Source organism: Rhodococcus sp. IEGM 1306, assembly GCF_036541985.1.
In the GTDB taxonomy this organism is placed as follows: Bacteria; Actinomycetota; Actinomycetes; order Mycobacteriales; family Mycobacteriaceae; genus Rhodococcus_F; species Rhodococcus_F qingshengii.
In genome coordinates this window covers 331,186-353,514 of record NZ_JAZHFF010000005.1, presented here as the reverse complement: position 1 = coordinate 353,514, position 22,329 = coordinate 331,186, and the positions used below count along the sequence as shown (strand labels likewise).

Genomic DNA, 22,329 nt, shown 5'->3' with positions numbered 1-22,329 from the left:
ACCAGAGCGCACCGACAACTCACACATCGCCTGCATCCGGCATGATTGCTCGTGTGTCTGCACTCCATACGTATCTCTACGGACCCGCCGGGGCGCCTGAGATCCTCTCGCTGCACGGCCTGACGGGTCACGGTCGACGATGGCAGTCGATGGCCGAGAACCAACTGCCCGAAGCACGCTGGATCTCGCCCGATCTACGCGGTCACGGGCGCTCGACCTGGGCTCCCCCGTGGAACCTCGAATCCCACGTGGCGAGCTTGCTGGAGACACTCGACGAACATGCCACCGGACCGGTGGTGATTCTCGCGCATTCGTTCGGCGGAATGCTGGCGCTGCACCTCGCTGCCACCGCACCGGAACGCGTTCGTGGTCTCGTCCTGCTCGATCCGGCGATCGGCTTGGATCCGAATTTCATGCAGGAAGTGGCCGAACTCACAATCGGCTCACCGGATTACACCGATGCCGCCGAGGCGTACTCGGAGAAGATTCACGGCTCGTGGGGTGAGGTTCCCACCCAGGACCTCGACGTCGAGATGGCCGAGCACCTGATCCGACTGGGCAACGGGCGCGTCAACTGGCGCCTGTCCACACCGGCCGTCGTCACCGCGTGGGGAGAACTTGCCCGCCCGATCGTGCTGCCCCCGTCGTCGATGCCCACCGTGCTGGTTCAGGCGATGAAGGTTCAGCCGCCGTACGTCACCGACGAGTTCCGAGCAGCCTTGACCGAACACCTCGGTGAAAATCTCACCAGCGTCGAATTCGACTGCGACCACATGGTCCCGCACGTGCGGGCCGACGAGGTGGCAGACCTCGTCCGAACAGTGCTCTGACGAGGCAACGATGGCAACCACCACGGAAGAGCAGATCGAAGAGGTGAGGCGGCTCATCGCCTCGATTCCCGCCGGTTTCGTGGCGACGTACGGCGACATAGCCGAAGCCGCAGGACTTTCCAGCGCTCGCACGGTCGGGTGGATCATGCGGACGGACTCTGCCGACTTGCCGTGGCACCGGGTGCTCGGCGCCTCCGGTAAACCGTCGGCACACCTGGCTCATCGTCAGATCGCCAAGCTCGAACTCGAAGGAGTACCGATCAAGGACGGTCGAATCGACCTGAAGAAAGCTCGGTATCACTTCTGATCCCGTGTCACCGGTCGTCGTCGCCCATGCCATGGGGCAGCATGGAGACATGACCACCACGCCGCCCACCGCCGCCGTCATTCTGGCGGGTGGTCGCGGGACCCGAATGGGCGGCGTCGACAAACCCGGCCTGATCGTGCACGGCCGCAGACTCCTCGACATCGCGCTGTCAGCGACGGCGCATCTCGACGCCGTCGTCGTGGTCGGCCCGCATCGACCTGAACTTGCTGCACACATCACCCAGACCCAGGAATCTCCGGCCGGCGCCGGCCCTGTCGAGGCGATCTGGGCCGGGTTGTCCGCGACCCGGTTACCCGAGAACGCCGTGGTGGTGGTGCTGGCATCCGACCTGCCGTACGTCGAGGCCGGATCGGTCGACGCGCTGATCGCTGCGACATCGACCGACAATCCGGTGACGTGTGCGGTGGACGAGAACAACCGAACCCAATTCCTGTTCTCCGCGTGGACCCTTCGCGAACTCCGACAACGCCTCGCTGCTCTGCGCCGGAGTTCGGGGCTCGAGAATCAACCGATGAAAGCGCTTGCCACCGAGCCGTTCTCGACCCTACGCGTGGCGGGTACCACCGACTGCGACACGCCGGCGGACATCGATCGCGCGAGAAGCCATCCCCGCCTGACGATCGAGCAAGCCCGCATCGTCATCACGAATGCCTTGACTCCGCTAACCCCGCACCGGGCCGATCTCGCCGACAGTCTCGGAGCAACGCTCGCGCAGCCTCTCGTCGCCCTGGGTGATCTCCCCAGGTCAGACGTTTCGGCGATGGACGGGTACGCCGTCTCCGGCGATGGTCCGTGGCGGGTGCGCACCGAGATCCGCATCGCGGGCGCCGACGGGCAACTCGACCTCCGCGAAGGCGAAGCGATCCGCATTGCCACGGGAGCTCACCTACCTGCCGGCGCTACCTCGGTGATTCGTGACGAGTACCTGTCTGTCGACGCACCGTCTCGAACCCTGCGTCGACTACCGGATGCGCCGCACCGCAACGACGCTCGCCCACGAGGAGAAGACTGGGGCACCGGATTCACGATCGCTCCGACCGGTACCGCGGTGACTCCGGCGGTAATCTCCGCTGCTGCCAGTGGCGAGGTATTCGACGCCCTCGTCCGTGGCCCGGTCCGGGCACGCGTCGTAGTCACCGGCGACGAGATCCGCCGGACCGGCCCACTGCGGGAAGGTCAGACTCGCGACTCCGTAGGCGGGATTCTCCCCTACCTGCTCGAACGCAACGGCGTACGGTGCGTGTCGAATTCGCACTTGCGCGACACGGCCGACAGTTTCGAGCGTGTACTGGCTGATGCGACCGAACAGGACCTGCTTGTCGTCATCGGTGCGACGGGTGGCGGCGCTGCCGACGAAATGCGCAGTGCGCTCGATCGACTCGGCGCTCGCACGATTGTCGGGCGAGTCGCCTCGCGCCCGGGCGGATCTCAGATAACGGCGGTCCTGCCCAGTGGCCGGGTGGTTCTCGGCCTCCCCGGCAACCCGTACGCCGCGGTGACCACCCTGTTGACGATGCTGCCTACCGTCGTGGCCGCCCTGACCGGGAGCGAGACGCCTCCGCCACTGCTCGGCATCATCGAGAACGCTGCTGCGGTGAGTTCCGATGCGGTACGCCTGTTGCCGGTCACACAATCCACCGACGGCCGCTGGCGCGCCGATCCCTCTGTACGTACTGCACACCTGGCGGGGTTGATCGGGCGCTCCGCGTTTGCTCTCGTTCCGGCGCACGCGCAAGACGGTGCCCTCGCCGAAGTGGTTGTCCTCCCCCGCTGATCGGGTCAGTCGTTTCGGCGCCTACGCCGGTTGACCTCCGCCATCCCGATCACGCCGACAACTATCGCGAGCACCAGGGAATACGCGCCCCACAGCACCAAGAACGGCAGCAGCCACCCGGCATCGACGGTCTGACCACGCGGTCCGACGCAATACAGCGTGAAATTGGTGGACGTGCCGTCGCCGTCGGTAAAGGTATCCGAGACGACCATCGCGCTCGATGTGGGATCTTCACAGAAGATCGGCGCCAGGTGAGCCACCTGGCCGGGCCAGATCACCGAAGACAGCAGTGCGGCAAAGATTCCCACGACCACGATCACCACTACGGAGATCAGCAACGGAGCGATACGGCGGCTCACAGCGGCTGCACCAGATAAGGTGTGCCGTCAGGCTCGAAGACCACCAGCACCCGCGAGCGTGGGGATTCCACCATCACGGAAGCGTGTATCGCCGCGGTGCGAGAGACCGAGATCCCGGTGACTTCACCGTCGTCGACACCGCTGCTCGCCAGCGCGTCGTCGACCAACTTCTCGACATTCGACAATGCCGGCACTTGATCCAGCGTGAACGATCGAGCATCGAGGTCGTCGGTGACGCTGACTTGCACGGGACTCGGCTCGCCGAGAATGACGCCGTCGAAAGAGAACCGGTCGAGCTGTGACGGCTTCCCGGGGTCTCGAACGGTGACCCCGAGCGTCTCGATCGGGCTGATGTCGACGCTGGTCACCGACACTGCGTCGACACCGTAACTGTGTGCGAGGCTGTCGAATCCGTCCCGCACCAACTCCGACGTCAGCCCACCACCACGTTCACGCATCTGGTTGTCGAAATCCATCCGATCGACGGCACCGATACACCCGCTCAGACTCGCGGCCGTCAAGGCGATCGCTACCGTCCACAGCGCCGACCGCACCTGCGAGGACGCGAGTTTCATGAGCGGAGCGTACCGCGAGTGTCCGGTTCCATCCCGGTGGACTGCGCGTCGCACGAATTACTGTCGGAGACTCGTGGGATCATCGCGCCATGAATCGTGTCGACGAAGGATTCGAACCGCCGGACGCATTGGTCGAGTGGTGCCGCTCGCGCACCTTTCCACTGCACGTCCTCGACGACGAAGCCACCGTCGACCTGGATTGGTGGAACGCACACTTGAAGGACGCCGGCCACACCATCAGCCTGCGCGGGCGTGATCTCGACGGCAAAGTGATCACCGAAGGCCGAGCCATCGTTCAACGCAACGACCTTCGCCCGTCGAGCGATCTCGTCGTCGCCGAGCATGACGGTCTCGGACTGCTGTTTCTCTGTGCGGCCTGGCAGGGCTCGCACGAGAGCAGACGGTTCACGCGGAGATTCCCCAACGTCTTCAATCCGCATCACCGCGAGGACGAGGATCCGCTGACCCAGATCACAGCCATTCTCGATCACTGTTCGAAAAACAAGTCCATGCCGGTAGTCCGACGCGACACCTGGTCGGGCTGGCCGCTCACCCCCGGTGTCGGGGTATCGCTGATGGCCGCTTTCATGTGGGCGGTAGGCGTGCAGGACGAGGGCCGACGCGCTCAGATGATCGACCAGTACGGCGTCTCGACGCTCATCCACGAGGGCTGGCTCGAGGATCCTTCCGTCACCGGCTTCACGACACGCCGCTACCGCCGGTACTGCGAACTCCTCGACAGTTGGGCCTATGCGGCCGGCACCCAACCCGAGATCGTCGAGATGTGGTTGGTGAAAAGGTGGAGTGCGCGGTTGGCCCAAGCACGCAACGACGTCAGCTCCCCCACCCTGTTCTAATCCTCGACACGGCTGGATCTCGGAACGACTGTCAGAACGGCCAGGCCGGGAGGGTAGGCAGCCCCACTCTCGTCGGCCTCCCGACCAACCAGGCCAAGGTCTCCGCGTCGGACAGCGAAGGAACTCGTACACCCGGGACAGCCGTCTCCAATGCGCCCAATTGACTGGCGAGAGTGAATTCCACGAATTCGGCGGGCCAGTCGTGGCAGGTGTAACCGATGTCGAGGTCGATCAGGTGAATCTCGATCTCGTTCCAGCGCAGGATCGGTAGATCGAATGCGGTGACAGGTTTGCGCCACGCAACCGGAGTGTCCAGCCGATCCGTCGGCAGGTCAGCCAATGCGTCGACCAGCCTCGTTCCCGAGAAGCGGTAGTCGAGTGCCAACAACTCGGCCGGGCGATCGGCGCCTTCCTCGATTGCGGCATTGCGCGCGTCGGGTCCCCCGGGGTACATCTCCCCCGACTCGCCGCTGTGCACACCGGCAACAAATCTGCACAGCGCGTCGGCGTTGCGCGACATGTGTGTGACGACGTGTCCCCGGCTCCAACCGGGTAGCCCGGACGACTCACGGGCTTGCTCTTCGGTCAGTGCACCGACGAGAGCCTGTGCCTTGACGTCGGATTCACGAACTGCTGCGACCAGGTCGGCATACGTCGGTGTCATGGAGTGAGACGTCATGCAGCGATACTAGTTCCCCTCGCGCACTCTCATACCGATTCACGACAAGGTCCACCACTCCTTGGTCGACACCGAGTGGTTCGGTGACACCGTCGGCTCCTGCCGCGTGCAACCGCTCGTGGAACAGTCCGTGCGCGAGGAGGTACGAGGCGACGAACACTCGCTTCGTGCCGCGAACGCGTGCTGCTGCAACAACATCGGCTACCTTCGGTTCCCCGGTCGCGATGTATCCGATGTCCACCCGGATCTCCGCCGCTTCGGCGAGCATCAGCGCGGCACGCTCGACGTCTCGCAGCGCCCGCGCATCGGAGGACCCGGCGGCCGCAAGCACAATCGCGTCACCCGGATTCCACCCCGCTTCGGTCAAGCGTCGGAGCAGCACGCGTGCAAGCGCTGGATCAGGTCCGAGGGCGGGCGTCACAGTCACAGTCGGGTGCTCACTGATCGCCACTTCGCGTCGAACATCGGTGTGGACGTGGTAGCCGGACGCCAAGAAGGCCGGTACGAGAATCGCTCGCCCCGGAGTGTCCCGGAGGACTTCCGAAGGTGACGGGCCGAGCACATCGACAAAGGCAACGCGCGTGCGTCCGACGCGCTTGCCGACTGCTTCGGCCAGGGCGGCAACCATTTCCACGCCACGTGCACTACGCGTGCCGTGAGCTACCAGTACGAGGACATCGTCATCGCGTTGCATAGTCACCTGGATTCTGTATGTAGTCACCGGGATCGAGGGCAAGTCGATAGCCCCGCTTGACCACGGTCTGAACGGCTTTGGGGGCGCCGAGGCACGCACGCAACCGGGCGACGGCGGTCTCGACGGCGTGAGTGTCTCCGCCGCCACCGGGAAGGGAGGCAAGGAGTTCGTCGCGGGAGACGACCCGGCCGGGACTGGCCCCGAGTGTGCGGATCAACGACATCGCAGCGGGGGGCAATTGCTTCACTTCGCCGTCCACGACGACGCACCCCCCACGAATACTGATTTCGTGTTCACCGGCTTGAATCTTGTTGGCTCGCTGCGGGAGTTCGTCGACGATGTGCCGCGCGAGCGCTCCCAGGCGTGCCCGCGCCGGGGCTGTGGTCGGTACATTCAACGCTTCGAGCGGCGCCGAGGTGACCGGGCCGACGCACATGGCCGCCACCGGACCTCGCATGGCCTCGAGCATGTCGCCGAGATCCCCGGTCTTGTCGGCGCGCATCAGCATCGACGCAACGGCCGGCGCACTCGTGAAACTGACGGCGTCGATTCCGGCTGACGCGATGGCGTCGATCATCCGGTCGAGCAGCGTAGGGTCCTCCGGCGGTTCCCACCGATAGACAGGAACCGCGATGACCTCGGCGCCGGCCTCGCGCAGCACCTGACAGAAGTCGGGAATCGGCTCCCACTCGGTGGTCGCGCCATGCAGTTGCACAGCGATTCTTTTTCCCGAGACACCTTCTGCAAGAAGATGTTCGAGCACTTCGGCGGAAGACTCGGATGCCGGTGACCATTCTTCACGAAGGTCGGCCGCGCGGATTGCTCCCTTGGCCTTCGGCCCACGCGCGAGCAGACGAGCCGAACCGAGCGCAGAGCCGAGACTTTCGGCTTCGCCCCATCCGTCGGCGGCTTCCAACCAGCCACGGAACCCGATGCCGGTGGTGGCGACGACCACCTCGGGAGGATCCGAGATGATCTGCTGTGTCACCCTTTCGAGCTCACGGTCGTCGGCGAGCGGGATGATTCGAATCGCCGGAGCGTGAACGACATCCGCTCCCCGGCGGGTCAGCAACGTCGCGAACTCCTCGGCGCGGCGCGAAGCGGTGATACCTACCGTGAATCCAGCCAACGGCATGTCGTCACTCACGAGACTGCATCGTGGACAGTCGAGCGAACGCCCTGCATCTGCAGGCTGTGGACCTGCACCACTCCGGCCCACACGCGAACCCCGTAAACCGGCAGGGCGACCGCGGAGTCGTCCAGCGCTCTGCCGTCGACCAGTGAGAATGCCTGCTTGAGCAGCGGCGAAACGACGATCGGTTCACCGTCCCGGTCGCCGACGAGTCCGCGAGACATCACCGCGGCGCGGCCGTACGGATCGAAGTTGCTGACGGCCCGGAGTGTGCCGTCCTCCAGCAGGAACAGTGCCACCTGCTCGCCGCCGCGAAGAAGCACGGCGACCCCGCGCCCAGGGATCAGATGGCTCAGCGGGCAGGCCGACGTCCATTCGAGTCGATCCGAATCCAGCTTGGCGATCTGCGCATCGATGACACTCATCGAAGTCCTCCTGTCGATCCGGCGACAACGTCGCGCGGGTTCTTGTCTACGTTTCTACGGATCCCGTGTTTCCCACGGGTTACGCGACTATTACCGGCGCGTGGGGATGCTCGGCATGCCCATCAGGACCGGAACCTTGCGCACTCCGGTCTCGTCGAACACAACCGTCGGGTCGGCTTCTTCCGGTGCGTTGACGAACGAGACGAACCTCGACAGTTTCTCCGGATCACCCAGCACACCAGCCCATTCGTCCTGGTACCCCTCGACGTGCTTGGCCATCAGCGCCTCGAGTTCCTCACCGATTCCCAGGCTGTCTTCACAAATCACGGCCTTGAGATGATCGAGTCCGCCTTCGAGTGATTCGACCCACGGCGCCGTGCGCTGGAGGCGATCGGCGGTTCGGATGTAGAACATGAGGTAGCGGTCGATGTACTTGACCAACGTCGCGTCGTCGAGGCCTCCGGCGAGCAGCTGAGCGTGTTTGGGCGACTGTCCGCCGTTGCCGCCTACGTACAGATTCCAACCGTTCTCCGTCGCGATGACGCCGACGTCCTTGCCTCGCGCTTCGGCGCATTCACGCGCACAACCCGAGACGCCGAACTTGATCTTGTGCGGCGAGCGCAGACCGCGGTAGCGGTTCTCGAGGTCGACGGCCATACCCACGGAATCCTGGACACCGTAGCGGCACCAACTCGAACCGACACAGCTCTTGACCGTCCGGAGCGATTTGCCGTACGCCTGGCCTGATTCCATCCCGGCGTCGACAAGACGCTTCCAGATCGCGGGCAACTGTTCGACGCGGGCACCGAACAGGTCGATGCGCTGACCGCCGGTCACCTTCGTGTACAAGCCGAAGTCACGCGCCACCTCGCCGATGACGATGAGCTGCTCACCCGTCACCTCGCCGCCAGGCATCCGAGGCACCACGGAGTACGTACCGTTCTTCTGGATGTTCGCGAGGAAGTGATCGTTGGTGTCCTGCAACGACGCCTGCTGGCGGTGCAGGATGTGATCGGAGTCCGTCGATGCCAGAATCGACGCGACTACGGGCTTGCAGATGTCGCAGCCTGCGCCCTTGCCGTACTTGGCGATCAGCGCCGAGAAGGTTCTGGTCTGCGTCGACTGCACGATCTGGAACAGCTCGGCCCTCGACTGCGCGAAGTGCTCGCACAGTGCCTTCGACATCACGACGCCGGAATCAGCCAGCAGCTGCTTGACGGTGGGAAGGCAACCGCCACAGGTGGTTCCGGCACTGGTGCACGCCTTCACCGAAGCGATGTCGCAGGCACCGGCCGCGATTGCGCCGCAGATGGCGCCCTTCGTCACCGCGTTGCACGAGCACACCTCGGCGTCGTCGGGCAGCGAGCCTGCACCCGGCTTCTCCCCCGCAGGCGAGATCAATGTCGCCGGGTCACCGGGTAGTTCGCGACCGACCAGCGGGCGCAGTGACGCGTAGGCCGATGCGTCACCGACAAGAATGCCGCCGAGCAGGATCTTCGCGTCATCGGAGACCACGAGCTTCGCGTACGTCCCCTTGGACGCGTCGCTGAGGACAACTTCGAGAGCGCCCGGTGAGGTCGCCATCGCGTCACCGAAACTGGCGACGTCCACGCCCATGAGCTTGAGTTTGGTGGACATGTCGGCGCCCGGGAAATCCGCGGCGCCGCCGAGCAGACGATCGGCCACGATCTCGGCCGTCGTGTAACCGGGAGCGACCAGACCGTAGCAACGGCCTTCCACCGCAGCACATTCGCCGACGGCATAGACGTTCTCGTCCGACGTCACACAGCCGAGGTCGGTCAGGATGCCGCCGCGCTCACCCACAGCGATACCGGCGTCGCGAGCCAACTGATCACGCGGACGTACTCCGGCCGAGAAGACGAGCAGCGACGCGTCAATGGTGGAGCCGTCGGACAGCTCGACCACGATTCCGTTGTCGGCCTGCGAAATTCCCGCCGTCCCGACTCCGGTGTGAACAGTGAGCCCGAGTTCGGTGACGAGCCGAGCGAGCAGTGCGCCGCCGCCCTCGTCGACCTGCATCGGCATCAGACGCGCATTGTGCTCGACGACGTGTGCCGTCATTCCCATGAGCGAGAGAGCATTTGCGGCCTCGAGTCCGAGAAGGCCACCGCCGACCACGACGCCGACAGCGCCAGGACCTGCCTTCTCGGCGGCGGCCCGGATACCGTCGAGGTCGTCGAGGGTGCGGTAGACGAAACATCCGTCGCCGTCGTGTCCCGGCACGGGAGGCACGAACGGATACGAACCGGTCGCCATCACCAGAGCGTCGTAGGAGATCGTGTCGCCGGTGGTCGTCGTGACGGTGCGTGCATCTTTGTCGATCGAGAGCGCGCCTTCCCCCACCCGAAGATCGACCAGGCCGTCACCGACGTAATCGTTGCCGGCCAGTGCCAATTCCTTGGGGTCCCACGCTCCGACGTACGAGGACAGCCCGACTCGGTCGTACGCTGCGTACTGCTCGTCGCAGAGTACGGTCACCGACCAGGTGTTCGCTTCGTCGCGCGAACGCAGTGCCTCGACGAATCGGTGTCCGACCATTCCGTGTCCGATGACAACAACCGACTTGCTCATCACGCCTACTTCCTGAGGTACGAGATAGTTCTGAGATTCCGCGGACCGCTCACGCCGTGACTGCGACCTTCGCCTCGTCGACGTCTGTGGTCAGCGTCGACGGCTTACGTAGGAAGACGAACCAGGTGACTGCGATGCAGGCGATGTAGAAGGCCAGGAACACCCAGAACGCCATGGTCGCCGACTTCGCGGGGCTGCTGTACGACGCGCGCAGCACCAGGTTGATGCCGACGCCACCCAAACCACCTACCGCACCGGCAAATCCGATGAGAGCGCCGGAGATACTGCGCGACCACGTTGCCTTCTCGCTTCGATCCATGTGGTCGAAGCTCTGAGCCTTCGCCTCGAAGATCGCCGGGATCATCTTGTAGACGGATCCGTTTCCGATCCCGGAGAGCAGGAACAGGGCAATGAATCCGAGAACGAACGTCACCATGATTCCGGCGCTGGCGACGCCCGCGGTGTTGTCGTCCATCGTTCCGGCCGTCACGAGGATCGATGCAGCGAATGCCATGGCGACAAACGTCCACATCGTGATCTTGCCGCCGCCGATGCGGTCTGCCAGTTTGCCGCCGAGGGGCCGAGCGATCGAACCGAGGAGCGGTCCGATGAAGGCGATCTGTGCTGCATGCAGCGCCGCTGCGGCCGGAGTTGCACCACCGGCGAGGAAGTTGATCTGCAGAACCTGACCGAAGGCGAAGCTGAATCCGATGAAGGAACCGAACGTACCGATGTACAGGAAGCTGATCACCCACGACTCGGAGAACTTCAGTGCCTTGGCCATCGAGCGCAGGTCCGACTTCTGGTTACCCAGGTTGTCCATGAACAGCGCAGCACCGACGGCAGCGGCCGCGATGAACACGAGATAGACGGCGCAGACGATCCACGGAGCGCGGTTGCCGACGGTGGCGATCACCAGCAGACCGATCAGCTGGATCATCGGCACACCGATGTTGCCGCCGCCGGCGTTGAGACCGAGCGCCCAGCCCTTGAGTCGCTGCGGGTAGAAGGCATTGATGTTGGTCATCGACGACGCGAAGTTGCCGCCGCCGATACCGGCCGTGGCCGCTACCAACATGAACGTGGTGTACGAAGCACCCGGGTTCATCATCAGGTAGAGCGTGAGAAGTGTTGGTACGAAGAGGAACAGCGCACTCATGACGGTCCAGTTACGACCGCCGAACCGTGCGGTGGCAACCGTGTAGGGAATACGGAGGACCGACCCGACAAGTGTGGGAACTGCGACGAGGAAGAACTTTCCGGCCGCGTCGATGCCGTAGATATCCGTCGGCATGAACAACACCATCACGGACCAGATCGACCAGATCGAGAAGCCGACGTGCTCGGCCACCACTGACCAGATCAGGTTCCGCTTCGCGATGTCCTTGCCGCCGGATTCCCAGGCGTCGACGTCCTCTGCATCCCAATGCTCGATGTAATGACTCACCAGGGCCTCCTGAATATGTTGGAGACCCAAAGGTAGAAAACGGTTATTGCGCCGGTGCTGCGCGCGATGACCGCGAAGTCAATTGATCCTCACCCGGTGACGAACCCGGGTGTGAGCTAGTTCTTCGCCGGTGCGTGCCAGGAATCCTCGAGCATCCGAGGCTTACATGCCTGGTAGGCGCCCAGAAGCACCACGATCACAGCAACGACGAGCAGGCCGAACGGCGCAGCGTATCCACCGGACACGTCGTGAAAAACGCCGAACAGGAGCGGGCCGAGGCAGGCAACGGAGTAACCGATGCCCTGGGTGAAGCCGGACAGCGCGGAGGAACCGATATGCGAACGCGTCCGCAGATTGATCAGCGTGAGCGACATCGGGAACGTGCTCGGACCGAGGCCCAGGACCACAACCCACACGATCGGCGCGGCCATGGGGGCGAAGTAGAGTCCACCCATTCCGACGAGGTAACAGACGGCGCACGCGATCACGACGGGGAACGGGTTGGCCATGCGGGCGCACAGCGTCGGTGCGCCGAAAGCTGCGACGAGTCCGATCACCGAGAACATGCCGACCATCGTTCCGCCGAAGGCGTCACTGGCGCCGGCATCACGAAGGATCGAGGGAATCCACGTGAACATCGAATACGTGATCAGTGAGGTCATGCCGAACATACCGGCCATACCCCAGGCCACGGGCGAACGCCAGACCTGACCACGTGGCTGTTCTGCTACTGCTGCAACCGAATCCGATGCATTGTCGGTGGTCCCGGCTTCATTCGCGCGTGCCTTGCGCGAGCGAGCGAGGGTGATCAACCACGGCACTGCTGCGGCGAATCCGAAGGCGGACCACCAGCCGATCGAGAACCGCCAACCGAAGGCGTCGGCAACCGGGACTGCGACGAACGCCGGGACGATGGTGCCGATCTGCACGGCCACGATGTAGACCGAACTCATGGTGGCGAGGCGATCCGAGAAGTACCGCTTGACCAACGGCGGGATGACGACATTGCCGATTCCCATGCCTGCGAGTGCCAGAGCCGAGAGGGCCAACAACGACCACGTCTGAGACATCATGGCACGCAACAGCATTCCGACGCCGGCCATGAGCATCGCGACGAGGGCCGTTCGCTCGAGCCCGATACGTTTCGCGATGGCGGGAGTGATGAGACCGAAGATGGCGAACATTGCGGTCGGAACCATGCCGAAGACACCGACGATCGAGGCGGAGAAGCCGATCTCGTCGCGAATCTCGGCCGCCAAGGGCGAGAACGAGGTCACCGCAAGTCGAAGTACGAGCGCAGACATCGCAATCGCTGCGAAGACGAGCACACGGCCTTGTATCAACGAGCGGGTTTCGGTTCTCTCCAGTTGAGCAGTCACCGGCAAATCATAGGATGACCGGACGAACTCGCACAAGCGCGGTAATCTAACGTCACATTCACACCACTAACCCGGACCCGAGGAAACAACCACGTGCAACCCGTTCGACGCGCAAGTCTCATCTCGCAGGTCACCGAACAACTCCGCAACGAGATCCGAAGCGGAACCTGGCCGATCGGTTCCAAGATCCCCACCGAACCGGAACTGTCGGAGCTGACCGGCACCGGTCGCAATACCGTGCGCGAGGCGGTCCAGGCGCTCGTTCACGCCGGAATGCTGGAACGTCGTCAGGGATCGGGCACCTACGTCGTTGCTGTCTCCGACCTCGGCGGCACTCTGGGGAACTACTTTGCCGGCGCCCACCAGCGGGATGTACTCGAACTTCGGCGCGCACTCGACATCACCGCGGCCACCCTCGCCGCCGCACGGCGAACCGAAGACGACATCGCCGAACTGACGCGGTTACTCGCGCTTCGCACCGCTTCGTGGGAGGGTCAGGACGTCGACGCCGCCACCACCGCTGACGTCGCCCTGCACCGAGCTATCGTCGCGGCCAGCCACAACGAGGTCTACCTGGAGTTCTACGATTCCCTGCTCCCGGTCATCGAGACCACGATCCAACAGCACATCGACGCGACCGGTGAGGGATTTCACTCGCAGCACGCGAACCTCGTCAACGCTGTCGTCGACGGGAACACCGTGGCCGCCTCGAACGCCGCACGCGAATTGTTCGAGGGCCTGGTCTCGGACTTCGGTACCGACGCCCCGATCTAGAGCAGCAAGCGCACGATGTCGGACGTTCGGGCCAACCCCGGGAACGCATCCGCCGTCGAGCGGGGATGCAGAACATGAACTGCCAACCTGAACATCACCGCACGTAGAAGCATCTGCGGCCACTCGGGGAGATCTTCCCACCGGCCGACCAGTGCCTCGTCGGCCCCGCCCCACGAGATCGCGTCGACCACGGCGACGGCGGCGGCCCACGCAGCCGGCCGCCAGTACGGCGTGATGTCGGTGATTCCGGGCGCCATACTGCCCGAGAACAAGACTGTTCCGAACAGATCGCCGTGCACGAGCTGGTCCGGGCTCTGCACCGGCTTACGCAACGTGGCGAGTCCGGCAATCAGTTCCAGACTCTTGCGACCGTCCGGAGTAGGCGTCTCGAGTTGCTCGACACCCTTCGCGATCCTCAGTGGAACCGTTTCCCACGCCGCGCGATCAGCCGCGACGAATACGTCGACCTCGGCCCACGGCGGCACCGGCGGTTGTGCAAGGAAGCGCGGGCGCTCGAGCGAGGCCGTCGCCGCATGCAGTCGGCACGACATCGAGACCACTTCGTCGTGACGCGGTTCCGGCGATCCGACGATGAATGTGTCGGCGCGCCAGCCCGAGACGACGTAACGACCGTCGGTAGAACGGACCGGTCGAGCGAGCCGGACGCCGTCGACTTCGAGGTTCTCTCGCACCTTCGCCGACCACGCTGCGCGGGCATGATCCGCAACTGCTGAAAGGACGACGTCTCCACACAGCCACCCGCCGTCCCAATCCGCACCGAGTGGGATGGGATCGACTTCACGGAGGCCGAAGGTGGAGCACACGTGCTGGGGAGGTTGGCCTGTGCTCACACCCCAACGCTACCGGTGCGCGGCGCCGCCTCCCGCGAGGCGCGCCTAGTAGACCGGCAGACTCGCATCCACCTGGTTCGCCCAGGCGATCGCGCCGCCTTGAACATGAACTGCGTCGGAGAAACCGGCTTTCTTGAGAAAGGCCAGTGCCTCGGCCGAACGGATGCCGGTTTTGCAGTACAGCACTATCTGCTTGTTCTGCGGCAACGTCGCCAGAGCTTCACCGGAAAGGATGCGGTCCTTCGGGATCAGCACGGCCCCCGGCAGATGCATGATGTCCCATTCAACCGGTTCTCGTACGTCGACCAGCTCGATCGATCGTCCCTCGCCGATCATGGCCTCCAGTTCGGGCGCCGTGATCGTCGAACCGACGGCAGCAGCGCTCGCCTCTTCGGACACGACACCGCAGAACGCGTCGTAGTCGATCAAGGCGGTGACGGGCACGCGGGTCGGATCACGCTGAAGGCGGATCGTCCGGAAGGTCATCGCCAGTGCGTCGTAGATCATCAGGCGTCCGAGAAGCGGTTCACCGATTCCGGTGATGAGCTTGACGGCCTCGGTCGCCATGATCGAACCGACGGTCGCGGGCAGGACTCCGAGAACACCGCCCTCGGCACAGGAGGGGACCATGCCCGGCGGCGGGGCCTCCGGGTAGAGGTCGCGATAGTTCAGTCCCGCGCCGTCCGGGGCGTCTTCCCAGAAGACCGACACCTGCCCCTCGAAGCGGTAGATCGAGCCCCACACGTACGGCTTTCCGGCGATGACTGCGGCATCGTTGACGAGGTACCGCGTCGCGAAGTTGTCCGTGCCGTCGAGAATCAGGTCGTACTCGGAAAACAGCTGGACCGCGTTGGAGTTGTCCAGACGGAACTCGTGCAGCCGGACGTCGACGTGCTCGTTGATCTCGAGAATCGACTCGCGGGCGCTGACCGCCTTGGGGCGTCCCACGTCCGAGCGTCCGTGAATCACCTGACGCTGCAGGTTCGACATGTCGACCTCGTCGAACTCGACGATCCCGATGGTGCCCACTCCCGCGGCCGCGAGATAGAGCAGTGCAGGCGAACCCAATCCACCGGCGCCGATGAACAGAACCCGTGCATTCTTGAGACGCTTCTGGCCGGTCATACCGACGTTCGGGATGATCAGGTGCCTGCTGTACCGGGCAACTTCCTCCCGGCTCAACTCGGCTGCCGGCTCCACCAGTGGTGGCAATACGACGGGTGTTGCAGACACCGCGAAACACTCCTAGTTCAAGACGAGATCGGGGGTTCTCGATCCGGTCACGCTCGGGGGTACGGCCACGGATTGAAGCGGCACGTGAGTCCGTTCATCGGAACGACGCCCTCGGGATCAAGCCTAGCGATGTCGTTGTTCGCAGTTCCGAAGGTCTGCTGCATCATGATCGGTGCGAGGCCGCCTTCGGTCTCGCACGGCTGGTGAGCGGCGTATCCGATGGCATGGCCGACCTCGTGATTGATCTGATACTGCCGATACGAGCCGATGTCACCCTGGAACGAAATAGCGCCTCGCACCCATCGCGGTTCGTTGAGCAGGACTCGGTCCATGCTCGGGTTGTAGCAGGATCCTTCGAGTTCGATTTCGTATCCACAGCCTTCGCGGATAGTCATCTGCGAGGTCAGGGAGATACGGAAGTCCGGCTCGCCCGCGTCGACACGCCGGAACGCGACCTTGGGATCGTTGGTCCAACTCTTCGGATTGGCCAGCGTCTGATCGACCATGCGTCCGTACGATTCGTCACCGCCGAAGCCGGTCGTGTCGACGCCGTCCTCGATCTCGACCGTGTACGTGAACTCGCGTTCGGTTCCCTGGCCGACCTTGCCCGTCGTACCCGGTACGACGTGCCACGTTCCGCCGCCCGCGACGGTGAACGGACCACCGTCGGGAAGTGCGCCGGACGGTATCGACGACGCAAAAGTTCCGTCGCCAGCCGGCGGCGCGCCGATGACGTCGGTTCCGTCCGTGCTGTGTGCGAGGTCTGCGGTGGCCGACGTCTTGCTCGCTGAGTCGGTGGTGTCCGGACGTACGGCGTCGACGATGACGAGGATGGTGAGCACCACGAGAACCGGAATCGCGTACGCACGCCAGCCGTAGGTCGAGACGAAGCGCCCGAGCTTGCTCTGCTTTCGCGCTGCCCGGTCCGGCCGCGGATTACGCGGGGTTCGGCCCACTTCTCGTTTGGTCGGATCCCACTGGGCACGCAAGGGCTGATGGGAGGAAATGCCGCGATAGTCGCGCTCGCCGTAGGCACGATCATCCGGCACCTCTGGCCGACGTTCGTCGCGAGGCGCTCCAGTTCCGCTACGCATTCGACGTTCCTCACGTTCAGGGTTCTGCGTAGTTCGTCCACGCATGCGCGGTCCCCCTGGGTCAGTCACGTCGTCCAGAATCTCACACACGGCAAGTCGCTCGCCCGGGCTGACCGAAACCCGCTGGTCCTGGCGTGTCATGGCAACCCGTCCTGTAACGAGAAAGACCGCTGGTCTCGCTCACCGAGGCGCGCGCGACTCGCCCGGCCGACACACGGTATCGTTCATTCGGCTACGACCGGTGTGACGGAGGATACTGGCGGGTACGCACACGCGACTCGCGGATCCGCGCGCCGACCGAATTACTTTTGCTCAGATTGGAAGCGACATGACAGAACTCGCGGATCGGACAGACTCCGATCGCGGTACATCGGCTGGCAAGCCTGCCGGAACACGTCGCAGCACCCGACTCCCCCGCGATGCGCGCCGCCTCCAGCTCCTCGCAGCTGCAAGCGAGGTATTCGTCGCGAACGGGTACCACTCGGCCGGCATGGACGAGATCGCCGAATGTGCGGGTGTCAGCAAGCCAGTCCTGTACCAACATTTCCCAGGCAAACTCGAACTGTATGTCGCAGTCCTGCAGAGTTACGTCGACAGCCTCATCTCGGGTGTACGCCAGGCCCTGCGATCGACGACGGACAACAAACAGCGTGTCCGCGCCGCAGTGCAGGCGTTCTTCGACTTCGTCGACAACGACTCCCAGGGCTTCCGCCTGGTGTTCGAGTCCGACATCATGGGCGAACCTCAGGTCCAGACACGCGTCGAACAAGCCACCGAAGCCTGCGTCGACGCCGTGTTCGACCTGGTCAGCCAGGATTCCGGACTCGATCCGTATCGCGCGCGCATCCTCGCGGTCGGTCTTGTCGGTGCCAGCCAGTTCACCGCTCGATACTGGCTCGAAGCTGCGCGGCCGATCCCGAAGGAAGAGGCCGTGGAAATCACGGTGACCCTGGCGTGGGGCGGTCTCTCCCATGTGCCACTGCAAGCCGAAACCAAGTAATCGGCCACACTCACACGCGAAAGGGCGGGCAGTCTCACGACTGCCCGCCCTTTCTGCTGTTACAGCTACGCGTCAGACGGTAGGCGCGAATCCGACCTTGCGGATATCGGACGGACCGATCTCCACGTACGCGACACGGGAAGCCTGCACCAGGAACTTGCGGCCCTTGTCGTCGACCAGTGCCAGAACCGGCTCACGGCCACCGAGGACGGCCGCGACCAGTGTCTCGACCTCGTCAGGGGTCTGTTCGCTGTTGACGATGAGCTCACGCGGGCTGTCGATTACACCGATCTTGACCTCCACGGTCAACCTCCGAACTGTTCGTGAATTACATCCGTTGTCGACGCAAGGCTAATGCAGCAGAGACCGCCCACGCTCCTCCGCACGCTGTGCCCAGAGCGAACACGTCACCTAGACGAGTCCGAGAACCGCCATCCGCTCGGCGTGCTTTGCCTGCATACCGTCGAACAACGCGACAACTCCGTTGAGGTCGCCGGAGGCCGAGATCACCAGATCCGTGAGGTCCTCACGCTGCGCCAGCACGAACTGTGCCTGGGTGATCGCCTCACCGAGGAGTCGGCGTCCCCACAGCATCAACCGGTCCTTGGCGCGGGTGCTGGCCTCTACCGCGGCCTTCACCTCGAGCACCACGAACTCCGAATGGCCCGTCTGCGAGAGCACGTCCTCCACGATCTCGGCGACGTCCGCCGGGAGGGAGTGGCCGATCTCGCGATAGAAATCGGCAGCGATTCCGTCTCCGACATATGCCTTCACGAGCGATTCCAGCCACGTCGACGGCGTCGTCGACGCGTGATAGTTGTCGAGCGCGCGCACGAACGGATCCATGACGGCAAAGATCTCGTGGCCACGTTCCGTCAGGGCCGTTTCCAGAGTCTCGAAGTGGTCCATCTCGGCGGCGGCCATGCTGGCAAACGCCACCTTGCCGCGCAGGTCCGGAGCCATTTGTGCGTCTTCCGCCAAACGGTAGAACGCCGAAATCTCGCCATACGCGAGAACGGCAAACAAATCGATCACGCCCGGGTGATCGGAAGCGACTCGGCCTCCGGTTCCAGCGTCCGTCGAAGCATCAAGATCGTGTGCGCCCATGACTACGAACTGTAGTGCTTCGACGGCCGACGCGACCGCCAAGGACCGCATGTCCGATTCGGTGATCTTCGACATGTCATCGCGAGGGACGGACAACGTGCAGCTACAATGGTCTTGGGAGTTCGCCAGTTCCCCCGGGCCATTTGGTTAGCCGGGACGGCTGTCTTCACACGAACCCCACCGATAATGTGCGCGCACCTGCATCGACGGTTGTTGCCCGCTTCGCCGAGATCGCCGGACGGTTCGAATTCGTCCGAGTGGAATTCAGTGCTGAGGCGTAGGCATGACCGAAGAAAAAGAGGGCATCGACATCGGCCGACTTACGGCCTGGCCCCTTACCTTGTGCGTGCGTACCGCCACGAGGAAAGGCTAGTCCCCTGAGCAAGATCACTGTCGACCACGAAGACGAAGCAACCGAGAACACCGTTTCCGTCCAGCTCGACGACACCCATGTACCCCCGACCTTCGCCGAACTCGGTGTCCGCGACGAAATCGTCCGCGCACTGAACGAGATCGGCATCGAGCGCACCTTCGCCATCCAGGAACTCACCCTCCCGTTGGCTCTCGCCGGTGACGACCTCATCGGTCAGGCACGAACCGGTATGGGCAAGACCTTCGGTTTCGGCGTCCCGCTCCTGCATCGCATCGTCACCGCCGAGAACGGCACGGCGGTCCTCGACGGCACTCCCCGCGCGCTGATCATCGTTCCCACCCGCGAACTGTGCATCCAGGTCGCCCGCGACCTCGAGAACGCCAGCAAGTACCTCCGCGTCGGCGACCGTGGTCTGCAGGTTCTGCCCATCTACGGCGGCCGGCCGTACGAGGCGCAGATCTCGGCACTCCAGAAGGGCGTCGACGTTGTCGTCGGCACCCCGGGTCGCCTGCTCGACCTCGCCAACCAGTCGCACCTGATCCTGGGCAAGGTCGGCGTTCTCGTCCTCGACGAGGCCGACGAAATGCTCGACCTCGGCTTCCTCCCCGACATCGAACGCCTCATGGGCATGGTCCCCGACAAGCGTCAGACAATGCTCTTCTCGGCCACGATGCCCGGCCCGATCATCACTCTGGCTCGCACCTTCCTGACGCAGCCGACGCACATCCGCGCCGAGGAAGCCGAATCCTCCGCAGTGCACGACCGCACGAGCCAGCACATCTACCGTGCGCACGCTCTCGACAAAGCCGAGATGGTTGCCCGCGTACTGCAGGCCGAAGGCCGCGGCGCGACGATGATCTTCACCCGTACCAAGCGCACCGCCCAGAAAGTCGCCGACGATCTCGCCGAGCGTGGTTTCTCCGTCGGCGCGGTCCACGGCGACCTCGGACAGATCGCCCGTGAAAAGGCACTGAAGGGCTTCCGCAACGGCAAGGTCGACGTTCTCGTCGCCACCGACGTCGCTGCACGCGGTATCGACATCGACGACGTCACCCACGTCATCAACTACCAGTGCCCCGAAGACGAGAAGACCTACGTCCACCGCATCGGTCGTACCGGCCGCGCCGGACGCACCGGCATCGCCGTCACGCTGGTCGACTGGGACGACATCCCTCGTTGGCAGCTCATCGACAAGGCACTGAGCCTCGGAATCCCCGATCCGGTCGAGACGTACTCGAGCTCGCCGCACCTCTACGAGGAGCTGTCGATCCCGGCCGACGCCAAGGGCACTGTTCGCAAGGCCAAAGCTGCGCCTGAGAAGGCTGCAACCGACAAAGCCGCAACGGACAAGGCCGACGCGCCGAAGACGACCGACTCCGACGGCAACGAAGAGAAGGCCGCTCCCCGCCGCAACCGGACCCGTCGCCGCACCCGCGCCGGCGCTTCGGCCGACGCCGCGACGTCCACCACGGCTACCGCGACCACCGCTCCCCCCTCGGCACCCGCCGCAACCGGTGCCGAGAACACGGACGACGACGGAGCAGCCAAGCCGCGTCGCCGTCGGCGTCGCCGCCCCGCGGCTACCGCGACGGCAGGCGCCGCAGAGTAAGCTGCCGATGTGCTGGCTCCCGAAAGGCGTACTCGCTCAGATCTGATCGGTGCGCTGGCTCTCGCGCTGGCCGTAGTCGTAGCGGTGACCGTGGTGTGGTTGCGCAGTGATGCGCACGGAACCACCTCGGTCACCGCAGACACGTCTCTCCCGCCTCTCTCGACGTCGGTGTTGTTGCCCGACATCCTGAAGCAGACGTGGGAATCCGCCAGTGCCGATTCGACGGTGCCGATCACCGTCGGCAATGCCGTCGTCACCGCCGACGGCTCCGAAGTGATCGGCCGCGATCCGGCAACGGGTGAAGAAGTGTGGCGTTACGCGCGCAACATACCCCTGTGCGGTGCGATCGGTTCATGGGATCGCGTCGTCAGCGTCTATCAGGACGATCGCGGTTGCTCCCAGGTCACGTCACTGGTCGCGGACACCGGCGCCCGAAAAGACCAGCGCAACAGCGACGCCGATTCCGCGGTCAGTTTGTCGGCGGACGGCACCTACCTGATCTCCCGCGGCAGTGAGCGAATGGAACTGTGGCGCTCGGACCTTGTCCGAACCCTCGAGTACGGCCGGGTCGACGCGAAGGTCAATCCCAACAAGCAACCTCGCACCGGATGCACGCTGCTCGACGCCGCGTCGAGCGCCAACCGTGTCTCGGTACTCGAACGCTGCCCCGGTGAAGCCTCCAACAGGTTGACGGTGATGAATCCCGCTCCCAAGGACGCCCAGGAACCCGAGGAGTACGGATCCTCGATTCTCCTCGACTCCGAGGGCGCCCGCCTGCTGGCCGTGGCCGGCGAGAAAACGGCGGTCTACCTCCCCGCCGCCAACGGAACTGTTTCTCGCATCAGCATTTTCGACGGATCCGGCAGCCCGATCGTCGACTATCCGATCGAGGGAGCGGTGACCGAGGGTGCCCGCACCCACGCCGACAAGGCTTCGATCACATGGTGGACCGGCTCGCAGACGGTCAACCTCCGACTGAGCGATCTGGCTCCGACGTGGATCGTCAACGGAACGTCCGGGCCCGGAAGCATGGTCGCCGGTCAGATGCTCATCCCCGTTCCGGGCGGCATTGCAGCCGTCAGCCCGTCGGACGGAGCGGTGCAGCGCATGATCGCCGTCGACCGCGGTGAGACGGCGACACCGATCGTGCTCGCCAGTGCGGGCGAGACGATTCTGGAACAGCGCGGCGATACCTTGTTCGCGCTGCGCTAGAAGCT

At 64.3% G+C, this 22,329-nt stretch carries 22 protein-coding genes; 8 read left to right on the top strand and 14 right to left on the bottom strand.

Features of this window, described 5'->3' with window-relative positions; translation table 11 throughout:
- Positions 1-41: 41 nt before the first annotated feature.
- The 3 genes from V3587_RS17135 to V3587_RS17125 are packed head-to-tail and all read left to right on the top strand — an operon-like array spanning position 42 to position 2,932.
- Entirely contained in the window at positions 42-830 is a 789-nt protein-coding gene (locus V3587_RS17135) for an alpha/beta hydrolase (RefSeq protein ID WP_095969125.1), read from the top strand.
- A gap of 10 nt (positions 831-840) precedes the next feature.
- Complete coding sequence (locus V3587_RS17130) at positions 841-1,137, top strand: MGMT family protein (RefSeq protein ID WP_095969124.1); 297 nt, start codon at positions 841-843, stop codon at positions 1,135-1,137.
- 49 nt (positions 1,138-1,186) lie between these two features.
- Positions 1,187-2,932, top strand: a complete 1,746-nt coding sequence (locus V3587_RS17125; RefSeq protein WP_124566387.1) for an NTP transferase domain-containing protein — start codon at positions 1,187-1,189, stop codon at positions 2,930-2,932.
- A 5-nt stretch (positions 2,933-2,937) separates the two neighbouring features.
- On the opposite strand, the gene V3587_RS17120 is transcribed toward V3587_RS17125, so the two are convergent.
- Entirely contained in the window at positions 2,938-3,291 is a 354-nt protein-coding gene (locus V3587_RS17120) for a hypothetical protein (protein WP_095969123.1), read from the bottom strand.
- A complete protein-coding gene (locus tag V3587_RS17115) occupies positions 3,288-3,866 on the bottom strand; it encodes a hypothetical protein (RefSeq protein WP_283377010.1) in 579 nt (192 codons plus the stop codon). The genes V3587_RS17120 and V3587_RS17115 overlap by 4 nt, the downstream gene beginning before the upstream one ends.
- A gap of 89 nt (positions 3,867-3,955) precedes the next feature.
- Here V3587_RS17115 and V3587_RS17110 point away from each other — a divergent pair, with 89 nt between their 5' ends.
- A complete protein-coding gene (locus V3587_RS17110) occupies positions 3,956-4,723 on the top strand; it encodes an 8-oxoguanine DNA glycosylase OGG fold protein (protein ID WP_095969121.1) in 768 nt (255 codons plus the stop codon).
- Between the two features lie 31 nt (positions 4,724-4,754).
- On the opposite strand, the gene V3587_RS17105 is transcribed toward V3587_RS17110, so the two are convergent.
- The 7 genes from V3587_RS17105 to V3587_RS17075 all read right to left on the bottom strand — a co-directional run bounded on the left by V3587_RS17105 (position 4,755) and on the right by V3587_RS17075 (position 13,071).
- The gene (locus V3587_RS17105; protein WP_283377009.1) at positions 4,755-5,402 is read right to left on the bottom strand and encodes a maleylpyruvate isomerase family mycothiol-dependent enzyme; all 648 of its coding nucleotides are present in this window, start codon (positions 5,400-5,402) and stop codon (positions 4,755-4,757) included.
- Positions 5,347-6,096: a sirohydrochlorin chelatase gene (locus tag V3587_RS17100; protein ID WP_283377088.1), complete on the bottom strand. Its 750-nt coding sequence runs from the start codon at positions 6,094-6,096 to the stop codon at positions 5,347-5,349. Before V3587_RS17100 ends, V3587_RS17105 begins: the two co-directional genes overlap by 56 nt.
- A complete protein-coding gene (locus V3587_RS17095; RefSeq protein WP_095969118.1) occupies positions 6,083-7,243 on the bottom strand; it encodes a uroporphyrinogen-III synthase in 1,161 nt (386 codons plus the stop codon). Before V3587_RS17095 ends, V3587_RS17100 begins: the two co-directional genes overlap by 14 nt.
- Positions 7,240-7,653 carry a nitrite reductase small subunit NirD gene (nirD, locus tag V3587_RS17090; protein ID WP_095969117.1) on the bottom strand — a complete coding sequence of 138 codons (414 nt, stop codon included), beginning with the start codon at positions 7,651-7,653 and terminating at the stop codon, positions 7,240-7,242. Before nirD ends, V3587_RS17095 begins: the two co-directional genes overlap by 4 nt.
- A 90-nt stretch (positions 7,654-7,743) precedes the next feature.
- Positions 7,744-10,248 carry a nitrite reductase large subunit NirB gene (nirB, locus tag V3587_RS17085; RefSeq protein WP_095969116.1) on the bottom strand — a complete coding sequence of 835 codons (2,505 nt, stop codon included), beginning with the start codon at positions 10,246-10,248 and terminating at the stop codon, positions 7,744-7,746.
- 46 nt (positions 10,249-10,294) lie between these two features.
- Positions 10,295-11,695, bottom strand: a complete 1,401-nt coding sequence (locus V3587_RS17080) for an MFS transporter (RefSeq protein WP_085989607.1) — start codon at positions 11,693-11,695, stop codon at positions 10,295-10,297.
- A gap of 113 nt (positions 11,696-11,808) precedes the next feature.
- Positions 11,809-13,071 (bottom strand): CynX/NimT family MFS transporter, encoded by a 1,263-nt coding sequence (locus V3587_RS17075; RefSeq protein WP_166809755.1) that lies wholly within the window; start codon positions 13,069-13,071, stop codon positions 11,809-11,811.
- A gap of 93 nt (positions 13,072-13,164) precedes the next feature.
- Here V3587_RS17075 and V3587_RS17070 point away from each other — a divergent pair, with 93 nt between their 5' ends.
- Positions 13,165-13,845: a FadR/GntR family transcriptional regulator gene (locus V3587_RS17070; RefSeq protein WP_283377008.1), complete on the top strand. Its 681-nt coding sequence runs from the start codon at positions 13,165-13,167 to the stop codon at positions 13,843-13,845.
- Here V3587_RS17070 and V3587_RS17065 read toward each other — a convergent pair.
- Genes V3587_RS17065 through V3587_RS17055 form a run of 3 tightly spaced genes read right to left on the bottom strand, consistent with a single transcriptional unit; the run spans position 13,842 to position 17,023 of the window.
- Positions 13,842-14,696, bottom strand: a complete 855-nt coding sequence (locus V3587_RS17065) for a TIGR02569 family protein (RefSeq protein WP_007731227.1) — start codon at positions 14,694-14,696, stop codon at positions 13,842-13,844. The two genes, V3587_RS17070 and V3587_RS17065, sit on opposite strands and share 4 nt — an antisense overlap.
- 45 nt (positions 14,697-14,741) lie before the next feature.
- The gene (moeZ, locus tag V3587_RS17060) at positions 14,742-15,929 is read right to left on the bottom strand and encodes an adenylyltransferase/sulfurtransferase MoeZ (protein WP_166809756.1); all 1,188 of its coding nucleotides are present in this window, start codon (positions 15,927-15,929) and stop codon (positions 14,742-14,744) included.
- Positions 15,930-15,976: 47 nt separating this feature from the next.
- On the bottom strand, positions 15,977-17,023 hold the full coding sequence (locus V3587_RS17055) for a DUF3152 domain-containing protein (RefSeq protein WP_206029098.1): 1,047 nt from the start codon (positions 17,021-17,023) through the stop codon (positions 15,977-15,979).
- Positions 17,024-17,351: 328 nt separating this feature from the next.
- On the opposite strand from V3587_RS17055, the gene V3587_RS17050 reads away from it, so the two are divergent.
- Positions 17,352-18,023 carry a TetR/AcrR family transcriptional regulator gene (locus V3587_RS17050; RefSeq protein WP_095969111.1) on the top strand — a complete coding sequence of 224 codons (672 nt, stop codon included), beginning with the start codon at positions 17,352-17,354 and terminating at the stop codon, positions 18,021-18,023.
- A gap of 72 nt (positions 18,024-18,095) precedes the next feature.
- On the opposite strand, the gene V3587_RS17045 is transcribed toward V3587_RS17050, so the two are convergent.
- Complete coding sequence (locus V3587_RS17045) at positions 18,096-18,326, bottom strand: DUF3107 domain-containing protein (protein WP_003942312.1); 231 nt, start codon at positions 18,324-18,326, stop codon at positions 18,096-18,098.
- Positions 18,327-18,434: 108 nt separating this feature from the next.
- Complete coding sequence (locus tag V3587_RS17040) at positions 18,435-19,130, bottom strand: ferritin-like fold-containing protein (RefSeq protein WP_166809817.1); 696 nt, start codon at positions 19,128-19,130, stop codon at positions 18,435-18,437.
- A gap of 377 nt (positions 19,131-19,507) precedes the next feature.
- Here V3587_RS17040 and V3587_RS17035 point away from each other — a divergent pair, with 377 nt between their 5' ends.
- Both V3587_RS17035 and V3587_RS17030 read left to right on the top strand, forming a co-directional pair.
- Positions 19,508-21,112 carry a DEAD/DEAH box helicase gene (locus tag V3587_RS17035; protein WP_095969109.1) on the top strand — a complete coding sequence of 535 codons (1,605 nt, stop codon included), beginning with the start codon at positions 19,508-19,510 and terminating at the stop codon, positions 21,110-21,112.
- A 9-nt stretch (positions 21,113-21,121) separates the two neighbouring features.
- A complete protein-coding gene (locus tag V3587_RS17030; RefSeq protein WP_283377007.1) occupies positions 21,122-22,324 on the top strand; it encodes an Rv3212 family protein in 1,203 nt (400 codons plus the stop codon).
- Positions 22,325-22,329 lie beyond the last annotated feature (5 nt).

Excerpts from the sequence above, each read along its gene's own strand:
- V3587_RS17135 (WP_095969125.1), top strand. The coding sequence starts at position 42 with ATGATTGCTCGTGTGTCTGCACTCCATACGTATCTCTACGGACCCGCC.
- V3587_RS17130 (WP_095969124.1), top strand. The coding sequence starts at position 841 with ATGGCAACCACCACGGAAGAGCAGATCGAAGAGGTGAGGCGGCTCATC.
- V3587_RS17125 (WP_124566387.1), top strand. The coding sequence starts at position 1,187 with ATGACCACCACGCCGCCCACCGCCGCCGTCATTCTGGCGGGTGGTCGC.
- V3587_RS17115 (WP_283377010.1), bottom strand. The coding sequence starts at position 3,866 with ATGAAACTCGCGTCCTCGCAGGTGCGGTCGGCGCTGTGGACGGTAGCG.
- V3587_RS17110 (WP_095969121.1), top strand. The coding sequence starts at position 3,956 with ATGAATCGTGTCGACGAAGGATTCGAACCGCCGGACGCATTGGTCGAG.
- V3587_RS17105 (WP_283377009.1), bottom strand. The coding sequence starts at position 5,402 with ATGACGTCTCACTCCATGACACCGACGTATGCCGACCTGGTCGCAGCA.
- V3587_RS17100 (WP_283377088.1), bottom strand. The coding sequence starts at position 6,096 with ATGCAACGCGATGACGATGTCCTCGTACTGGTAGCTCACGGCACGCGT.
- nirD (WP_095969117.1), bottom strand. The coding sequence starts at position 7,653 with ATGAGTGTCATCGATGCGCAGATCGCCAAGCTGGATTCGGATCGACTC.
- V3587_RS17055 (WP_206029098.1), bottom strand. The coding sequence starts at position 17,023 with ATGCGTAGCGGAACTGGAGCGCCTCGCGACGAACGTCGGCCAGAGGTG.
- V3587_RS17050 (WP_095969111.1), top strand. The coding sequence starts at position 17,352 with ATGACAGAACTCGCGGATCGGACAGACTCCGATCGCGGTACATCGGCT.
- V3587_RS17040 (WP_166809817.1), bottom strand. The coding sequence starts at position 19,130 with ATGGGCGCACACGATCTTGATGCTTCGACGGACGCTGGAACCGGAGGC.